Consider the following 16,260-nt stretch of genomic DNA (forward strand, 5'->3'; position numbering starts at 1 on the left):
CCTCACCAGGCGTGCGGAATGCGTTCGAGGACGCCGCCCGTGAAGACGTCGTACAGGCCCAGCGGTTCCAGGTGCACATAGCCGATGTGGCAGTCGCACAGGGCCGCGGGGCAGGGGCGGGGGCGTAAGGCGGCGCGGTACGACCCGTCGTACAGGTTGCCCAGGACCTCCGGGACGAAGTGGCAGCGGCGGACGGTGCCGTCGCCGTTCACCGAGATCACCGTGTCGCCGGTGCGGCAGGGGAGGCCGGCGCTGGCGTGGGGGAAGCGGCTGTGGCGGAAGAGGGGGTCGACGGCCGTCCAGTCGGCGGCCTCCTCGTCGGTGTAGCGGCGGCCCTCCTCGGCGTTGACCCACAGGTACGTCTCCGGCGGCAGGTCGGCCCGCAGCCGCCGGGCGTCCGGCAGGTGGGCGGGGTCGCCGACGATGCCCACGCTGTGGCGCACCGGGAGTGAGCGTACCTTGGTCAGGAAGCGCTCGTACGGCACCTGCGTCGGGTGATACGTCACCCACAGCGCGGCCCGCTCCGACGCCTCGGCCAGCCACTCGGTACGGCAGCTCAGGTTCGTCTGGATGGCGACCCTGGTGACGTTGGGCAGCCACGACAGCTCGACGAGCGCCCGCCGGTACCACGACCGGACCAGCCCCTCGCCCCACGGCGTGAACAGGATCGACAGCTCGCCGTCGTGCCCGGCCGCCCAGCGGGTGAAGCGTTCGAGCGCGGCCCGGTCGGCGCGCAACTGCTCGGGGGTGTCGCGGCGCTTGGCGAACGGGCAGTAGGCGCAGTCATAGTCGCAGCTGGCGAGGGGACCGCGATAGAGGATGGTCAGCATGCCTCGTACGCCTCCATGAGGGCCCGCACGCGCGGCGAGAACAGGGCGGGGCCGATCGCGTCGGAGTGGGCGAGCCCTTCGGGGGTGAGCGTGATGGCCTCGTCGGTGATCGTCAGCCAGGAGGCGAACGCGTCGAGCGGGAAGTCGTCGAGCACGTCGGTGCCGAAGCGGGCGGCGTACAGGGGGCGCGACATGCCCTCGGCGCGCAGCAGCGACTGGATGAGGTGGCGGCGCCTGCGCTCGTCGGGGGTGAGGGCGAAGCCGACGTTGGCGACGTCGAAGTCGGCCCTGGTCACGTAGTCGTCGATGATCGAGCGGACGTGGCGGGCGCCGACGGCGTACTCGAAGGAGTAGTGCAGGCCGCCGGTGTACGAGCGGGCGCCGCAGCCGAGGCCGACCATGCCGTCGGTCTGGCAGCAGTAGTCGGTGCCGGCGGACGGGGTGCCGGGCAGGCGGAACATGCGCATCGAGACCTGCTCGTACCCGGCGGCCATGAGGTGGTCGCGGCCCTCCCGATAGAGCTCCAGCCGCTGGTCGTCCCAGGCGCGGCCCTGCTTGCCCAGCCCGGTCAGCGGCCGCACGTAGAGCGGGTAGAGGTAGATCTCCTCAGGACGCCAGCCGAGCGCCGTGTCGAGCGAGTACCGCCACGATCGCGGTGTCTGCCCGTCGATGCCGTAGATGAGGTCGATGTTCAGGACGGGCACGCCGGAGGCCCTGATCGCGTCGAGAGCGGCGTCCACCTCGGCCCGTTTCTGGGGGCGTACGGCCGAGCGCGCCTCCTCCGGCACGAAGCTCTGCACGCCGATCGAGACCCGCGCGGTGCCCCGCTCCGCCAGCACCGACAGGCGGTCGGGGGTGGCCGTGGCGGGCGAGGTCTCGACCGACAGCGGCACCCGCGCCAGGTCCACGCCCATCGCCTGCTCGGTCAGGTCGAACAGCCGGGTCAGCTCGCGGGCGCTGAGGTAGGTGGGGGTGCCGCCGCCGAAGGCCGCCGTGCTGAACGCGGTCTCCTCCAGGCACTCGCGCACCTGGCGGGCCTGGCGTTCGAGCGTGTCGAGGTAGGCGGTCACCAGCTCCTCTGGGGCGCCGGTGCGGGTGAACAGGTTGCAGAAGCCGCAGCGCATCTCGCAGAACGGGATGTGCACGTAGAGGGCGCCGGGGCGCTCGCCGGCCCAGACCTTCTTGAGGTGCGGGCGCGGGTCGAGGGGGCGGTAGGCGGTCTTGTGCGGGTAGGCGTAGACGTAGCCCTCATACGGCCGCATGACTCTCCAGGACGAAGTGGGTGTAGGGGACGGTCCAGACGACCTCGTGGCCGATGCGGTGACCGGTGTGCCCGTCCTCGCCGTACGCGGTGCCGTGGTCGGAGCAGACGATGGCCAGGCAGGGACGGCGGCGGCGCATGAGGGCGTAGAGGCGGCCGATGTGCCGGTCGACGTAGCGCAGGGCGGCGGCGTGGCTGTCGAGGGAGTCTTCCCTGACGCCGGGCAGGTAGAAGTGGTTGGGCTGGTGCAGGGCCGAGACGTTGAGAAAGAGCATGACCGGGCCAGGCACGCGGTCCAGCACCTCGGCGGCGCGGTCGATCTGGCGTTCCAGCGACTCGGGGTTCGTCACGCCGAACTCCGGCTCCCAGTGGCTCTCCGCGAACAGGCCGGGCAGCGCCGACCCGAGCGGGGTCAGCTTGTTGAAGAACCCGACCCCGCCGATGCAGACGGTGTGATAGCCCGCCCGCGCCAGCCCGGTGGGCAGATCGGGCGCATCGAACACCCACGTGCCCTTCCCGGTCGTCTCGCTCCCGGGAAAGGTGGCCGCGAACAACCGCGGATGCGGCCCCGGCGTGACCGGCGTGGGCAGAAACCCGGCGAACATGGCGGCGTGGGCGGCGTAGGTGAAGCTGCCGGGACTGTGCCGGCGCTCCCAGTGCGCGCCGGGCGGCAGCAGGTTGGACAGCAACCCGGCCTCGGCCTGCGCGACGGCCACGTCGTAGCGCAGCGTGTCGAGGGTGACCATGAGCACGTCGTGCGTCCCCACGACAGCGTTCATGTCGATGCCGGCGTCGTCGCCGCCGGGGCGCGGACCGGTGTTCACGCCGGGGTGCGTGCTCAGGGCCGGGTCAGGGTGCGGGCTGTGCGACCCCTTTCGGTCAGTGGTGGCCATTCAGGACCGCCTCGACCTGTTCGGCGTACGTGTCGCGACCATGTCCGGAAATATCCCCCAGTCTCGGGAGAAGGTCGCCGAACGCGTTGACCTCCGCCACCACCACGGACCGCCAATCGGTCCCCACCATCACGTCGACCCCCGTACTCAAACTCCGCGGAAAGCAGCGCGCCGCAGCGGCGCACACCTCCAGCACCCGCTCCCACAGCCCGGCCCGCCGGCGTACGACATCGAGGTCGCCCCGCGCGCCCCCGAGGTGCAGGTTCGTCATGGGGAAGCGGCTCGTGCGGACGACGGCGTGCGTCGGACGGCCCGCCACCGTCACCACCCGCAGGTCGAACGCCCGCCCACCGGCCATCGCCTTGGGAAACCAGCGTTCGACGTGCAGCCCGTCGGGCGCCAGGACGTCGACCAGCCGCCGCACCTCCGCCTCCTCGGTCACGGTCCTGACCTGGAGCGAGTTGCACAGCACACCGTCCAGCCAGACGGCCGAGGTGACGGCGTGCACCCGCCCGGCGTGGGTCTGGAAGGCGATCACGCCGGCGGCCGACGAGCCGTGGGCGGGCTTGACGAACACCCGGTGCCAGCCCCGCCGGGCCATCTCAGCGCGCAGCTCGGCGTACGAACCGGCCTCGAACGCCTCCGGCACCGGCACTCCGGCCCCCGCCAGCACCCCGTGGCAGCGCCGCTTGTCGAACATCACCTTGATCTCGTCCACGTCACCCAGCAGCCGCACACCGGGGATCGCCGCCACCCGATCGAGCCCGGCGCAGAACGACGCGTACCAGGCCGCGCCGCCCCCGGTGCGCGCCGGATCGCCGGGACCGCGCAGCAACGCGTCGGCCCGCGCGTCCTCGCCGGGCGAGTCGATGCGCAGCAGCGAACCCGCGGGCACGCCGATCTCGTGCCCGGCGAGCACGTCGCGCCACGACACGACGTACGGCTCCGCGAGCCCCCGCGCCACGACCGCGTCGCGGAACATCGTGACCCGCCGGTCACCCGGCGTGCCGACCACCGCGAACCGCACGGTCATTCCGGCTCCCCGATGTCCAGCGTCCTGTCGCCCGGTGTGCTGACCACGGTGAGGTGCGACGTCACTCCCACTCCGCGAGGTAAGGCCGGCCGTCGAGTGGGCGTGTCAGGTCGAGGGTCACGCCGGGCAGCATCCGCTGTACCCGTTCCACCATGGGCTCGCTGAGGAAGTGGTGGTGCAGGTCGAGGACGCGCAGGTGGGTCAGCGGCTGGCCGGTGAGCAGCGCCTCCATGCCGTGGTCGGTGAGCGTGCCACGGCCCAGGCTCAGCTCGTGGAGCCCGGCCACCACGGGCGCGGTGGCGACGGCGGCGGCGATGTCGTCCTGGTATTCGCTGTTGCGCAGGCCGAGCCGCCTGAGTGCGGGCAGCCGGGCGCCGGACAGCGGCTCGTCGAGGTCGCCGATGGTGTTGTCGCCGAAGTAGGCGGGGGTGCCGAGCCACATCTCCAGGTGCTCCAGCGCGGGGAACGAGCTCGCGCCCACCGCCCTCACCACGGCGCCGGGCAGGCCGCCGCTCTCGAAGCGCAGCACCCTGAGGCGGTCGTGGGCGACCGGCCGCAGCGCCAGCTCGTCGGAGCCGCGCACCTCCAGCCGCTCCAGCAGCGGGTACGCCTCCAGGACCGGCGTGATGTCACCGTGGCCGATCCAGGAGATCTCCCACTGCTCGGTGGGCGTGAACCCCAGGAAGACGGCGCGCAGCGCGGGCAACCGGTCGGCGTAGCGGGCGAGCACCTCGGGCGCGTCGGACACGCTGCAGCCGCCGACCGCCAGGGCATGCACGCGCTCGGGCCCGACACGGCCGAGCAGCGCGTCGAGCTCGCCGGGCAGGGCGCTCTCGCCCCGCTCACCGGGCTCGACGGAGTCGAAGACGTGCCAGGCGACCAGCTCGGGGGACGAGGGGACGGCCTCACCCAGCTGCTCGACCGGCAGCCCGGCGAACCGATAACCGCTGTAGAGGTCGGGATCGGCGAGAAAGCTCGCCCCCGGGTCGGTGGCCCCCGCCGTGGTGGGGGTGGGATCGGTGGTCACGTCGGGGTTACTCGCTCACCGCGACGTAGCGCCAGTCCTCTTCGCGGCTGCGGCGGTCGTCGAGGCGGAGCTCGACGCCCGGCAGCGCCGCCGGCAGGCGGGCGGCCATGCTTTCGCTCAGGTAGTTGTGGTGCAGGTCGAGGCGGCGCAGGTGGGTGAGGGGCTGGCCGCTGAGCAGGGCCGTCGCGCCCTCGTCGCCGAGCGAGCCCATCGACAGGCTCAGCGTCTGGAGCCGGGTCACGACGGGGGCGGCCGCCACGGCGCCGGCCAGCTCGTCGGCGTAGGGGCAGTTCTGCAGGCCGAGGTGGCGCAGCGCGGGCAGGCGCTCACCGGCGAGGATGCCCGCGACGTCGGCCACCGTCGAGTCGCCGCCGTATTCGTCGACGCCGAACCAGAGCTCCAGGTGCTCCAGCGCCGGCAGGTCGGAGTCGCCGACCCCGCGGACGACCTCGGCGGGCAGCCCGCCGGTCTCGAACCTGAGCACGCGCAGCGACTCGTGCCGCACCGCCGGGAACTCCAGCCCCGTCCCGCCGCGCACCTCCAGCCGCTCCAGCCGGGGGAAGGCGGTCAGCAGCGGGGTGACGTCGGCCTGCTGGATCCAGGAGATCTCGGACTGCTCGGGCGACATCGCGCCGAGGAACACCGAGCGCAGCTCAGGCAGCCGATCGGCGTTGCCGGCGAGCGCCGTGATGACCGGCTCGCAGCTCTCCTCGTAGTTGTCCTCCCACTCGCCGAGGACGATCGCCGTGACCTTCGTGGTGTCGACATGCTCGAAGAACCACTGGACACTCGCGGCGATCTCCTCGGGGGCGTCGTCGTTCCACTCGCTCGCCTCGAGCTTCCAGGCGACCGCCCCCGGGTCAGGGGGCGGCGCCTCGGCCTCGCTCTCCTCGCACAGCACGGTGAACACCGGCAGCCCGGCGTAGGAGTCGTGGTAGGTGTCGTAGTGGCTGGGCTGCTCGTCGAAGGTCACGGACGGTCCTAGGTGTCGGGGGGATGCGGCGGCTCCTGTTCTACTAGATCCACCCGACAATTCCGCATCGGCTCAGCCCTGGAGGTTCGCGGACAGCAGGTCGAGCAGCGGCTGCCTGCGTACGCACCGCTCCAGCAGGAACGAGTCGGCCAGCTCGGCCAGCTCGTCGTCGCTCAGCCCGCGGAAGCGCTCGGCGTACTCCGGCAGCAGCGCCTGCGCCATCAGGATGTGCCTGATCAGGTCGTCCGTCTGGTAGCGGGCGCCCCACGGGTAGGGGTCCCAGCCGGGGAACTCGCTCTCGACGAGCGCGTGCAGCGGAGCCAGCACGTCGGCCGCCTCTTCCATGGTGGAGCCCCAGCGGTCCACGCCGAGCCGCCGCTTCTTGGCGATGACGTCGCCGAACCGGTCCAGGTACGCCCCCGAGGCGTGTACCAGGCCCTGCAGGCCGACGTCCTTGTACGTCCACAGCGACCAGCCCACGTCCTGCGCGTCGTAGATCGCGAGCTGGTCGCGCAGGATCTGGTAGCGCTGCCCGTCCACCTCGGGGTCGCCGGTGTAGACCGGCCCGAACTCGCCCACCCACAGCGGCGTGCCGGTCTCCCGCTGGAAGCGGGAGCGCTTGGCGAACGTGCGCTCCAGCTCGTCCCGGTCGCACCACTCACCGCGCGTGTAGCCGGGGTACGGGCCGCCGTGCGCGAAGCCGGCCAGCGCGTAGTCGTGCAGGACGAAAACCGTGTTCTCGTACACCTCCCGAAATATCGAGAAATCGGTGGCGTACGTGTTGCCGTCCAGGAACAGCACGTGCTTCGGATCCGCCGCCCTGATCGCCTTCACCAGCCGGTCGTAGAACGGCCCGATCACCTTCCCCGACACGTCCCCCGGCTCGTTGACCGGGTTGTACCCGGCGACCCACGGATGGTCGCGATAGTGGTCGGCGATGACCTCCCACAGATGCACCGCCCGGTCCTGGAAGTGCCGGTGCTGCCAGAACGCGGCGACGTGGGTGGGATTGTCGCTGTGCCAGTGCTGGTTCTGCGAGCCCGGCAGCGCGTGCAGGTCGATCACGCTGTAGATGCCGCGCTCGCCGAGCAGCCCGATCACCCGGTCGAGACGGCGGAAGCCGCGCGGGTCGATCTCCATCGGCCGGTCGTCGGACTCCCAGTGGCGGTAGTTGACCGGGATGCGCACGCAGTTCATGCCGAGCCCGGCCAGCAGGTCGGCGTCGCGCTCGGTGAAGAACGAGGTCAGCAGCCGGTCGAAGAACAGCTCCGCCCGGTCGTCGCCGAGCACGCCGCGCACGGCCTGCCGCATGGCGGACTCGTTCGCCGGGTAGCCGGTGATGAAGTTCTCCATGTTCATCCAGCCCCCGAGACCCACCCCCCGCAGTCGTACCGGTGCGTCGTCCTCGGTGACGAGCTGGGTTCCGGACACATGCAGCATGGACTCACCCCTTCGTCGCGCCGGCGGTGAGCCCACCGACCAGGTGTCGTTCGGCAATGGCGTAGAAACCGAGCGCGGGCACCATGGCCAGGATCAGGTAGGCCAGGATGCGCGCGGTGTCGGAGGCGTACTGGCCCTGGAACTGCTGGATGCCGAGCGGCAGCGTCCAACTCGCCTCCTCGCTGAACACCACCAGCGGGAGCATGAAGTTGTTCCAGCTCCCCACGATGGCCAGCACGGAGACGGTGGCGATGGCGGGCCTGGCCATCGGCAGCAGGATGCGCCAGAAGAACCCGAACGGCGAGCATCCGTCGATCGTGGCGGCCTCCTCGATCTCACCCGGGATGCTGCGGAAGAAGCCGCGCAGGATGATGATCGTCAGCGGCAGGCCGAAGGCCGCCTGCGTGAGGATGACGCCGAGCGGGCTGTCCAGCAGCCCGAGCGTGCGCAGCAGGACGAAGATCGGCAGGATCGCCACCGCGAACGGGAACATCAGCCCCGCCGTGAACAGCATGAAGAACAGCTCCCTGCCGCGGAAGGCGAACCGGGCGAAGACGAACCCCGCCAGCGCCGACACCGCCACGGTCAGCACGGTCGTGGCGACCGCGATGAACGTGCTGTTCCACACCTGCCGCCAGAACGCGCCCGAGGCGAGCACGTCGGTGTAGTTCGCGGTGATCCACGCCTCGGGCAGGCCGAACGGGTTCTCCGACAGCTCGCTGTTGTCCTTGAAGCCGCCGAGCAGCGCGTAGATGACCGGGGCCACCATGAAGGCGCCCACGATCACCGCGATCACGTGCAGGGGCAGCGTGTTGCGGCGCCGCTTGAGCGGCCTGCGGGTCCTGTGGTTCATCGCCGGCCTCCCATCGAGGTCGTCGCGCCCTCCAGGTCACGGCGCATCACGAAGCGCTGGTAGACGAGGGCGAAGATGAGGCTGAGCGCGAACATCACGACGCTGATCGCGCTGGCGTAGCCGACCTGGGAACGCTTGAAGCCCCACTCCATCATGGTGACCGCCATCGTCTCCGAGGAGTGCGACGGACCACCGCCGGTCAGGATCCAGACCAGGTCGAACAGCTGGATCGTGTAGATGACCGACAGGAAGACGCTGATCCTGATCGTCGGGCCGAGCAGCGGCAGCGTCACGTACCTGAAGGTCTTCCAGCCCGTGGCGCCGTCGATCTGGGCGGCCTCGATCAGCTCGTTCGGGATGTTCTGCCGCCCGGCGAGGTAGATCATCATGTGGAAGCCGAAGTACTTCCACGTCATCACCACGAACAGCGACGGCATGACGGTGTCGGGGTCGGCCAGGAACTCCGACTCCAGCCCGACCAGTCCCAGGATCTGGTTCGCCATGCCCGAGCCGGGCGAGAGGATCAGCGAGAACAGCACACCGGTGATGACCTCGCTGAGCACGTACGGGGCGAAGAACAGCACCCGGTAGAGCGCCCTGCCGCGGATGCGCTGGTTCAGCAGCATGGCGATGGCCAGCGAGAACGGCAGCTGGATGAGGATCGAGAAGAGCACCAGGACCAGCAGGTGCCACAGGTCCTGGGCGAAGATCTCGCTGGTGAACAGCCGGGTGAAGTTGTCCAGCCCGATGAAGTCGGTCGGCAGGCCGCCGAAGCCGTTCCACTTGAAGACGCTGGCGTACAGGGCCACCAGCATCGGGGTCACGACCAGCATCAGGAACAGCACGAGCGCGGGGAGCAGGAACAGCATGATGCCCACCCAGCGCCCGCGGCGCCTCCCGGCAGGGGCGGGGGCCGGAAGCTTGACCGCTTCCGGCCCTCTCGTGAGTGTCGTCATCCTTCGCTCTTGGCCACTTCGGTGATGGCGGCGCCGACCTCTTCCGGCGTCTTCGTCCCGGCGAACAGCTCGGCCACGCTGTCATTGACCTGCTGTCCGACGGCCGGCGGGTAGGCCTGGTCCAGGTAGAGCTGGTAGCCGGTGGCGCTGGCCAGCTGCGTGGCCACCTCCTTGAGGTTCGCGTCCTTGACCGCGCTCTCCTCGCCCTTGAGCACCGGCAGCACGCCGCCGGACTCCACGGCCTCGGAGTGCTTGTCCATCTGGGTCATGAACTTGACGAAGTCCACGGCCTCCTTCGGGGCGTCCGTGCCCACGGCCAGCCCGCCGCCGCCGCCGAACGCGTCGTCGATCGAGCCCTTACCGCCCTCGACCGCGGGGAACGGGAAGAAGCCGAGGTCGTCGCCGAGACCCTTGCCCGCGTCGTTCTGCGTGGCGGGCGCCCACTGGCCCATCAGCTCCATGGCCGCCTTGCCGTTGCTGACCAGCGCGGCCTGGCCGTCGGGGGTCGAGTAGGCCGCGCCGAGGAAGCCCTTCTGGAACGGCTGCAGGTCGGCCAGCGCCTTCACCTGCTGACCTGCGGCGATGAAGTCGGGCTTGGTGAAGTCGTGGTCGGTCTCCGCCTGCTTGAGCCCCTCGATGCCGGCGATGCGCAGCGCGAGGTAGGCCCAGTAATAGTGGCCCGGCCACTTCTCCTTGCCCGCGAGGGCGATCGGGGTGATCCCGGCCGCCTTCAGCTTCTTGACGGCGTCAAGGAACGCCGACCAGGTGGCGGGCGGCTCGCTGATGCCCGCCTGCTCGAAATGTTTCTTGTTGTACCAGAAGCCGACCAGGCCGATGTCGGTGGGCAGCCCGTACGTCTTGCCGTCCACCTGGTACGCGCTCAGCGACGCGGGGGTGAAGTTCGGCAGGACGTCGGCGACGTCGGCCGAGATGTCCTTGACCAGGCCGGCGTCGATCTGCTGCTTGAGCACGCCACCGCCCCAGGAGGCGAAGATGTCGGGCGCCTTGCCCGACTGCGTGATCGTGGTGAGCTTGGCCTTGTACGCCTCGTTCTCCAGGACCGTCGCCTTGATCGTGACGTGCGGGTTCGCGGCCTCGAACTCCTTGGCCCGCTTGGCCCACAGGGTCTTGAGCGGGTCCGCCGTCGACAGGTGCCACCACTCAAGCGTCACCTTCTGGGGAGCTCCGCCACTCTCCTGAGGAGCGGACTCCCCTCCACCGCCACCGCAACCGGCCACGAGCACGGCGGTTGCGATCACCACCAGACTGCGTTTCATGGGGTTCCTTCCTCAGCTGACTGTTGAAAGTTTCGAGAACCCCCCGATAGTTTCGCTGCCGCGATCGTAGGTAAACGCCAGGTAAAGCGTCAACACCCCCTATGGGAGCGATCCCAAACCGAAACTTTCGGATACACTCCCGATTTGTGTCAGCGAAGAGGCGGGTCACGATCGCACTGATCGCGGAAGAGGCCGGCGTATCCATCCCCACGGTCTCCAAGGTCATCAACGGGCGCCCGGAGGTCGCTCCGGCGACCCGCCATCGTGTCGAACGCCTGCTGCAGGAGCACGGCTACCAGCGGCGCATCAGCCAGGACGACACCCCGGCCGGCCTGGTCGACCTCGTCTTCGCCGAGATCGAGTCACCGTGGGCCATGGAGATCGTCCGCGGAGCCGAGAGCGCCGCCCACGACGCCGGCGCCAGCGTCGTCATCTCCGTCCTGCACACCCATGCCGGTCCAGGGCGCGACTGGCTCGAACGCCTCGCCGCCCGGCGGACCGACGGCGTCGTCATCGTCGCCTCCCGGCTGTCCACCGGCATCCAGGCCCAGCTCAGTGCCCGGTCACTGCCGTTCGCCGTCGTCGACCCCGAGGGCGAGCCCGCGCCCGGCGTCGTCTCCGTCGGCGCCACCAACTGGAATGGCGGGCTCGCCGCCACCCGCCACCTCATCGAGCTGGGCCACCGGCGCATCGGCATGATCAGCGGGCCGTCCGACATGCTGTGCAGCCAGGCCCGCATCGACGGCTACCGCGCCGCGCTCGAGACCGCCGGTCTGCCCGTCGAGCCCGAGCTGATCAGGCGCGGCACCTTCCTCGTCGAGTCCGGCCACGACGAGGGCCACGCCCTGCTGTCGCTGCCCGAGCCGCCCACCGCCATCTTCGCCGCCAGCGATTTAATGGCCTTCGGCGTCTTCGAGGCCGCCCGGCAGCGCGGGTTGCGCGTCCCGGAGGACCTGAGCGTCGTCGGCTTCGACGACCTGCCGCTGGCCAAGTCCGCCTGGCCGCCGCTCACCACCGTCCGCCAGCCGCTCCAGGAGATGGCCGCGCTGGCCACCAAGACGGTGCTCGCCATGGGTCATGGAGAGGTGCCGGAGACGAAGCGGGTCGAGCTGGCCACGGAGCTGATCGTCAGGGAGAGCACGGCCCACTACGGGTAGCCCTGTCGGGGTGCCGCGGAAAGCGTCGCGCGAAGACTCGATCATGTGTTTGAATCCTTCGCATGGACTTCCCGCGATACCTCGAGCTGCTCGACGCCGACTGCGCTCGCCTGCGGGCCGCCGCCGTGCGTGATCTCGCCGCGCCCGTGCCGTGCTGCCCCGGGTGGACGGCCTCCGACGTGCTCCTCCACACGGGGGAGGTGTTCCTGCACAAGATCGAGATCATGCGGACCGGCGCCTGGCCCGACCCGTGGCCGCCGGAGCCCGACCCCGCCGAGCCCGCCGGATACTTCGACCGCGCCGTGCGGGAGCTGAAGGCGGAGTTCGCCACGCGCAAGCCTGAGGATGCCACGCTCACCTGGTACGAACCGGACCAGACGGTCGGGTTCTGGATCCGCAGGATGGCGCAGGAGGTGGTCGTGCACCGGGTGGACGCCGAGCTGGCCGCGGGCGGCCCCGTCACGCCGATCCCCGACGACCTGGCGCTCGACGGCATCGACGAGGTGCTGGTGGCCTTCCTGGCCTACGCCTCGGCCTCCTGGCCCGACGAGCTGGGCGACGCGCTCAAGACCGCCGACGGCCGGTCGGTGGCGATCGAGGCGGGCGGGCGGCGATGGGTGGTCCGCATGGCCCCGTCCGGCGTCGAGGTCACCCCGGGCGACGGGGAGGCGCAGGCGTCGGTCGTGGGCGCTCCGCAGGAGACGCTGCTGTGGCTGTGGGGGCGCGGCGACGCCTCTTCGCTGAACGTTTCAGGCGACGAGCAGCTGATCGCCCGCCTGCGCGACCTGCTGCGAGCCGCGACGCAGTAGAGCGACCAGGGCGGGTGGTGCCGGCCGGCCGGCCGGCCGGCGCGGCGGTCGGAGATCGGCCGGGCCGAACAGGTGCGGCGGTCAGGTGCGGCGGTCAGGTGCGGCGGTCGGAGATCGGCCGGGGGTCAGGGGCGGCGGTCGGGGATCAGGTCGTCGGCGAGGGCTTCCAGGGTGGCGACCGTCTTGCGCACGTGTTCGGGGTCGTCCGTACGCAGGGCCGCCGCCAGCGCGTGGTCGATGGGGGTGTCGCGGACCCGGGTCACGCGCTCCGAGACCTCGGGGGCCTCGCGGATGATCGTGCGCCGGCGGTCGCGGGGGTCGGTGGCGGTCGTCACGGCGCCCGCCGTGCGCAGCCGGGCGATCGCGGCCGAGACGGCGCTCTGCGGCAGGCCCGTACGCGCGGCGATCTCGCCTACCGTCGTGTCCGGGTGCGCCCGCAGATCGCTCACCACGATCAGCACCGTACGCATGCTCGTCGGCTGATCGCCGATCCCCTCCGTCGGCATCGCCTCTTCGCCGATCTTCATCAGTGCCCGGCCCAACAGGAACAATTCCACCCCATTCACGCTCAGCAACATACAGGTACGGCTCGGTAGGGTCCTGAGACGTGACGAGCGAGTTGGAGTGCCTTGCCGCGCGGTTGCGCGAGTTCGCCCGGGTCAGGGAGTGGGAGCAGTTCCACACGCCGAAGAACCTCGCGATGGCGCTGGCCGGCGAGGTCGGCGAGCTGGTGGCCGAGTTCCAGTGGCTGACGGCGGAGGAGTCGGCGAGCCCCGATCGGGAGACGCTCGACCGCATGCGTACGGAGCTGGCCGACGTCACCCTCTACCTCGTACGCCTGGCCGACGTGCTGGGCGTCGATCTGATGGCGGCGGCGCAGGCCAAGCTGGAGGACAACGACCGCCGCTACGACGCCGAGCGTTACCGCGGCTCGGCCAGAAAGGCGCCACCGAGCGGAACGTGACCGCCCGGGAATTAGTTCCCAAAGGGGCATTTATGCCAACAGATATTTTTACGGCATATATCTGACCTTGGCGCTATAGGCTCGATCACATAAGTGCGACAGTCGGGATAGATCGTCAAGGCTGCGACACGCGGAGGCGCGACTTGAGTAGCCTCGTTCCACCGAGTCGCGCAGGCGAGCATCAATGGGGAGGATTGATCGCTCATGGCATATGCCCCCGCATATCCCCTGATAGTAGACGCCGTACGCCGCCCCTCCCCGCTGGTCAGAGAAGACGGCCGCCCGATTCTGGTCTTCACCGGCGACCTGCGCGCGGCCGACGAGGCCGTTGACGACGTCGACAAAATCGGCCGCTGGGCGCCCCACGCGCGCATAGAGGCGACGGCCGCCCCCGACGTCGCGGGCGTCATCGAGAAGCTGACTCTTCGCGACGGCCTTTTGACGCGCTGGGTCGGGGGCACGCTGCTCCCGCCGCCCCGTTTTCTGCTGACCCGATGCATTCTCTGGGCCTGGCGGGAAGCGCACCCAGCGGCGAGCGGAGAACACCGGGAAACGCCGACCCGCGAAGACTACGTACGCTCTCATACCGCGTGGCGGAAGGCGGAGACGTTCACCGGACCCGCGCTGCGCAGCTGGGCCGACTATGTCAGCCGCACCATGACCACGTGGCTGCCCGCCTCGGGGCTGACGGCCTTCGGGCTGCAGCAGTTCATGGACGGCGTCAATCTGCTGCTCTGGCTGATCAGCCCGGCAGTGGCCGTCGTCCTCGCCCTGCTGCACGCCACGCTGCTGGTCAGGGGCCTGCTCTCCTACCGCTGGTTCCGCCGGGCGCCCTACCTGCCGCGCCGGGCGGGCGAGCCGCTCGTCGACTACGCGATGCGCATCGCGGGCACCGAGCTCCCGCCTGGACACGAGGACGAGCACCGGGAGCAGGCAGAACGCCTGCTCGTCGCCGCGCTGCTGGAGGACCTCCGCCAGGCCTACCGGCGCCGCCTGTTCCCGTGGGCGTGGCCGGGCTGGGGCCGCCACACCTATCCCGTCGTGGGCATCAAGCACGCCGACCCCGGCACGGCGGGGCGCCGGTTCGTCGAGCTGGTCGAGGAGATCAGGGTCGGCACGGGCCAGCGGGGCCCGCTGCTGCTGGTCGTCTCCACGTCGGTGCCGCCGGCCGCCCACCATGCCCGGTTCGACGGCGGGGGCATCGACGCCCCGGCCGAGCTGTACGCCGAATGGGGCAGGGCCATGCGCCGGTTCCAGCCGAGCCCGTACCTCGTGATCGACACGACGCGTCCGGTGGAGCCGGCGACGGTGCGGCGGCGTCCCGAACGGCGGCTGCGTCCCGTGCGGGCGATGGTGTTCTGGGCGTTCGTGCTGACGCTGGTGGCCGCCCCGGTGACGGTGACGGCGGCGAACGCGCTGGGCTGCGGCTCCGGCCTGCACGAGCTGGCCGACCAGTGCGTGGGCCTGGGCTCGCTGGACAAGATCGCACCGCACGCGACCCTGCAGCCGGTGACGAACAAGATCGAGCAGCAGAACGCCGACATCCCCTTCGGCGCCAAGGTCATCAAGATCGCCTATCTGGGCCCCCTGACGACGCAGCCGGGCGCCCAGTTCAAGGACGGCCAGATGACGGCGGTCGCGGGCGAGCTGACCGGGCTCGGGGCCTACCAGGCGGAGTTCAACAAGAGCAAGTCCGACTGGAAGATGAAGGTGCTGTTCGCCAACACCGGCCAGGACTTCCTCGGAGCCGAGGTCGCGGCCGATGAGATCGCCGGGCACGCGAAGAGCGATCCCTCTCTGGCGGCCGTCGTCGGGTTCGCGTGGAGCAGGGACGAGGTGCGGCGGGCGGTCACGCGGCTGACGAAGGTCAACATGCCGATGGTCGGCACGGTCAGCACCGTGCACCAGATCGCGGTCGATGACGAGCGAGGGCGCTCGCCCTACTTCTACCGGCTGGCGGTCGTGGACACGCTGCAGGTGAAGGCCACCGTCCACTGGCTGGAGCGGATCGGGCTCGACCCTGCGGTGGGCAGGAGGCCCGGCGTGGCGGTCGTCTGGCAGAAACAGCGCGGCGAGCTCTACAGCAAGGACCTGCGGGACCTGTTCTGGGCGGCGTACCAGGGGGACAAGACCGAGCACCCCTTCACCGACGACGCCTCGCTCGAAGCGGCCGTGCGCGACGCGTGCCGCACCGAGGCGAAGGTGCTCTACTACACCGGCAGGGCCGACTTCCTGGCCATGGTCCAGCGCGCCTGGGGCACGTCGTGCCAGCGGGCCGGCGTACGGCTGCTGGCGTCCGACGACGTGACCGGCGCGATCGCGAACGACGTGCGCGGCAACCCCGGCAAGCACACCGTGACCATGTCGTTCGTCTCCCTGACCGACGCCAGGAACCCCTCCGACAACCAGAGCCAGGAGGTGCTGTGGCGATGGGCCGACAAGACGTCGCGGACCTTCTCGTACGTGCACGCCGCCTTCGGCTACGACGCCGTCCAGGCCGTCGCCATGGCGTTCAACACCTACCGCAACCAGAGCCCCGACGCCCTCGCCGTACGCGCCGGCGTGCACTACAACCTGCGCGGCCTCAACTTCGACGGGGCGACGGGCGCGGTGGCCTTCTCCTCCGACGCCACCGACCACGACGCCCAGGGCCGCGCGATCTGGCTCATGACCGTCGAGGCGGGTGAGGAGATCAAGGCGGTACGCGAGTGCCACCCCACCGCCAAGACGCACGGATGCGGGGAGTCACGCGTCGCCGGGGACACGACCTGACGGGGCCCGCTCCCG

At 70.5% G+C, this 16,260-nt stretch carries 15 protein-coding genes; 4 read left to right on the top strand and 11 right to left on the bottom strand.

Annotation, left to right across the window (positions count from 1 at the left end; genetic code table 11):
- Positions 1 to 2: 2 nt before the first annotated feature.
- The 10 genes from AB0K12_RS04005 to AB0K12_RS04050 all read right to left on the bottom strand — a co-directional run bounded on the left by AB0K12_RS04005 (position 3) and on the right by AB0K12_RS04050 (position 10,543).
- Positions 3 to 830, bottom strand: coding sequence for an STM4011 family radical SAM protein (locus AB0K12_RS04005; RefSeq protein WP_364555349.1), 828 nt, complete (start codon positions 828 to 830; stop codon positions 3 to 5).
- Positions 824 to 2,092 (bottom strand): STM4012 family radical SAM protein, encoded by a 1,269-nt coding sequence (locus AB0K12_RS04010; RefSeq protein WP_364555351.1) that lies wholly within the window; start codon positions 2,090 to 2,092, stop codon positions 824 to 826. The genes AB0K12_RS04005 and AB0K12_RS04010 overlap by 7 nt, the downstream gene beginning before the upstream one ends.
- Complete coding sequence (locus AB0K12_RS04015) at positions 2,079 to 2,870, bottom strand: STM4013/SEN3800 family hydrolase (protein WP_364555747.1); 792 nt, start codon at positions 2,868 to 2,870, stop codon at positions 2,079 to 2,081. The genes AB0K12_RS04010 and AB0K12_RS04015 overlap by 14 nt, the downstream gene beginning before the upstream one ends.
- 100 nt (positions 2,871 to 2,970) lie before the next feature.
- A complete protein-coding gene (locus AB0K12_RS04020) occupies positions 2,971 to 4,017 on the bottom strand; it encodes an STM4014 family protein (protein WP_364555353.1) in 1,047 nt (348 codons plus the stop codon).
- A 61-nt stretch (positions 4,018 to 4,078) separates the two neighbouring features.
- Positions 4,079 to 5,044, bottom strand: coding sequence for an STM4015 family protein (locus AB0K12_RS04025; protein ID WP_364555355.1), 966 nt, complete (start codon positions 5,042 to 5,044; stop codon positions 4,079 to 4,081).
- Between the two features lie 7 nt (positions 5,045 to 5,051).
- Complete coding sequence (locus AB0K12_RS04030; protein WP_364555357.1) at positions 5,052 to 6,017, bottom strand: STM4015 family protein; 966 nt, start codon at positions 6,015 to 6,017, stop codon at positions 5,052 to 5,054.
- Positions 6,018 to 6,089: 72 nt separating this feature from the next.
- Entirely contained in the window at positions 6,090 to 7,457 is a 1,368-nt protein-coding gene (locus AB0K12_RS04035) for a cellulase family glycosylhydrolase (RefSeq protein ID WP_364555359.1), read from the bottom strand.
- Between the two features lie 4 nt (positions 7,458 to 7,461).
- Entirely contained in the window at positions 7,462 to 8,310 is an 849-nt protein-coding gene (locus tag AB0K12_RS04040; RefSeq protein WP_355411816.1) for a carbohydrate ABC transporter permease, read from the bottom strand.
- Positions 8,307 to 9,179 (bottom strand): sugar ABC transporter permease, encoded by an 873-nt coding sequence (locus AB0K12_RS04045; RefSeq protein WP_364555362.1) that lies wholly within the window; start codon positions 9,177 to 9,179, stop codon positions 8,307 to 8,309. Before AB0K12_RS04045 ends, AB0K12_RS04040 begins: the two co-directional genes overlap by 4 nt.
- An 83-nt stretch (positions 9,180 to 9,262) precedes the next feature.
- Positions 9,263 to 10,543 (bottom strand): extracellular solute-binding protein, encoded by a 1,281-nt coding sequence (locus AB0K12_RS04050; RefSeq protein ID WP_364555364.1) that lies wholly within the window; start codon positions 10,541 to 10,543, stop codon positions 9,263 to 9,265.
- A gap of 146 nt (positions 10,544 to 10,689) precedes the next feature.
- Here AB0K12_RS04050 and AB0K12_RS04055 point away from each other — a divergent pair, with 146 nt between their 5' ends.
- Together AB0K12_RS04055 and AB0K12_RS04060 are read left to right on the top strand one after the other, a co-directional pair.
- On the top strand, positions 10,690 to 11,700 hold the full coding sequence (locus tag AB0K12_RS04055) for a LacI family DNA-binding transcriptional regulator (protein WP_364555366.1): 1,011 nt from the start codon (positions 10,690 to 10,692) through the stop codon (positions 11,698 to 11,700).
- A 62-nt stretch (positions 11,701 to 11,762) separates the two neighbouring features.
- A complete protein-coding gene (locus tag AB0K12_RS04060; RefSeq protein ID WP_364555368.1) occupies positions 11,763 to 12,509 on the top strand; it encodes a maleylpyruvate isomerase N-terminal domain-containing protein in 747 nt (248 codons plus the stop codon).
- Between the two features lie 125 nt (positions 12,510 to 12,634).
- Here AB0K12_RS04060 and AB0K12_RS04065 read toward each other — a convergent pair whose 3' ends face one another.
- The gene (locus AB0K12_RS04065) at positions 12,635 to 13,066 is read right to left on the bottom strand and encodes a MarR family transcriptional regulator (protein WP_364555370.1); all 432 of its coding nucleotides are present in this window, start codon (positions 13,064 to 13,066) and stop codon (positions 12,635 to 12,637) included.
- A 50-nt stretch (positions 13,067 to 13,116) separates the two neighbouring features.
- On the opposite strand from AB0K12_RS04065, the gene AB0K12_RS04070 reads away from it, so the two are divergent.
- Both AB0K12_RS04070 and AB0K12_RS04075 read left to right on the top strand, forming a co-directional pair.
- A complete protein-coding gene (locus tag AB0K12_RS04070; RefSeq protein WP_364555371.1) occupies positions 13,117 to 13,473 on the top strand; it encodes a nucleotide pyrophosphohydrolase in 357 nt (118 codons plus the stop codon).
- Between the two features lie 204 nt (positions 13,474 to 13,677).
- A complete protein-coding gene (locus AB0K12_RS04075) occupies positions 13,678 to 16,245 on the top strand; it encodes a hypothetical protein (RefSeq protein ID WP_364555373.1) in 2,568 nt (855 codons plus the stop codon).
- The last annotated feature ends 15 nt before the right edge of the window (positions 16,246 to 16,260 follow it).

It is taken from the genome of Nonomuraea sp. NPDC049419, assembly GCF_040676995.1.
In the GTDB taxonomy this organism is placed as follows: Bacteria; Actinomycetota; Actinomycetes; order Streptosporangiales; family Streptosporangiaceae; genus Nonomuraea; species Nonomuraea salmonea.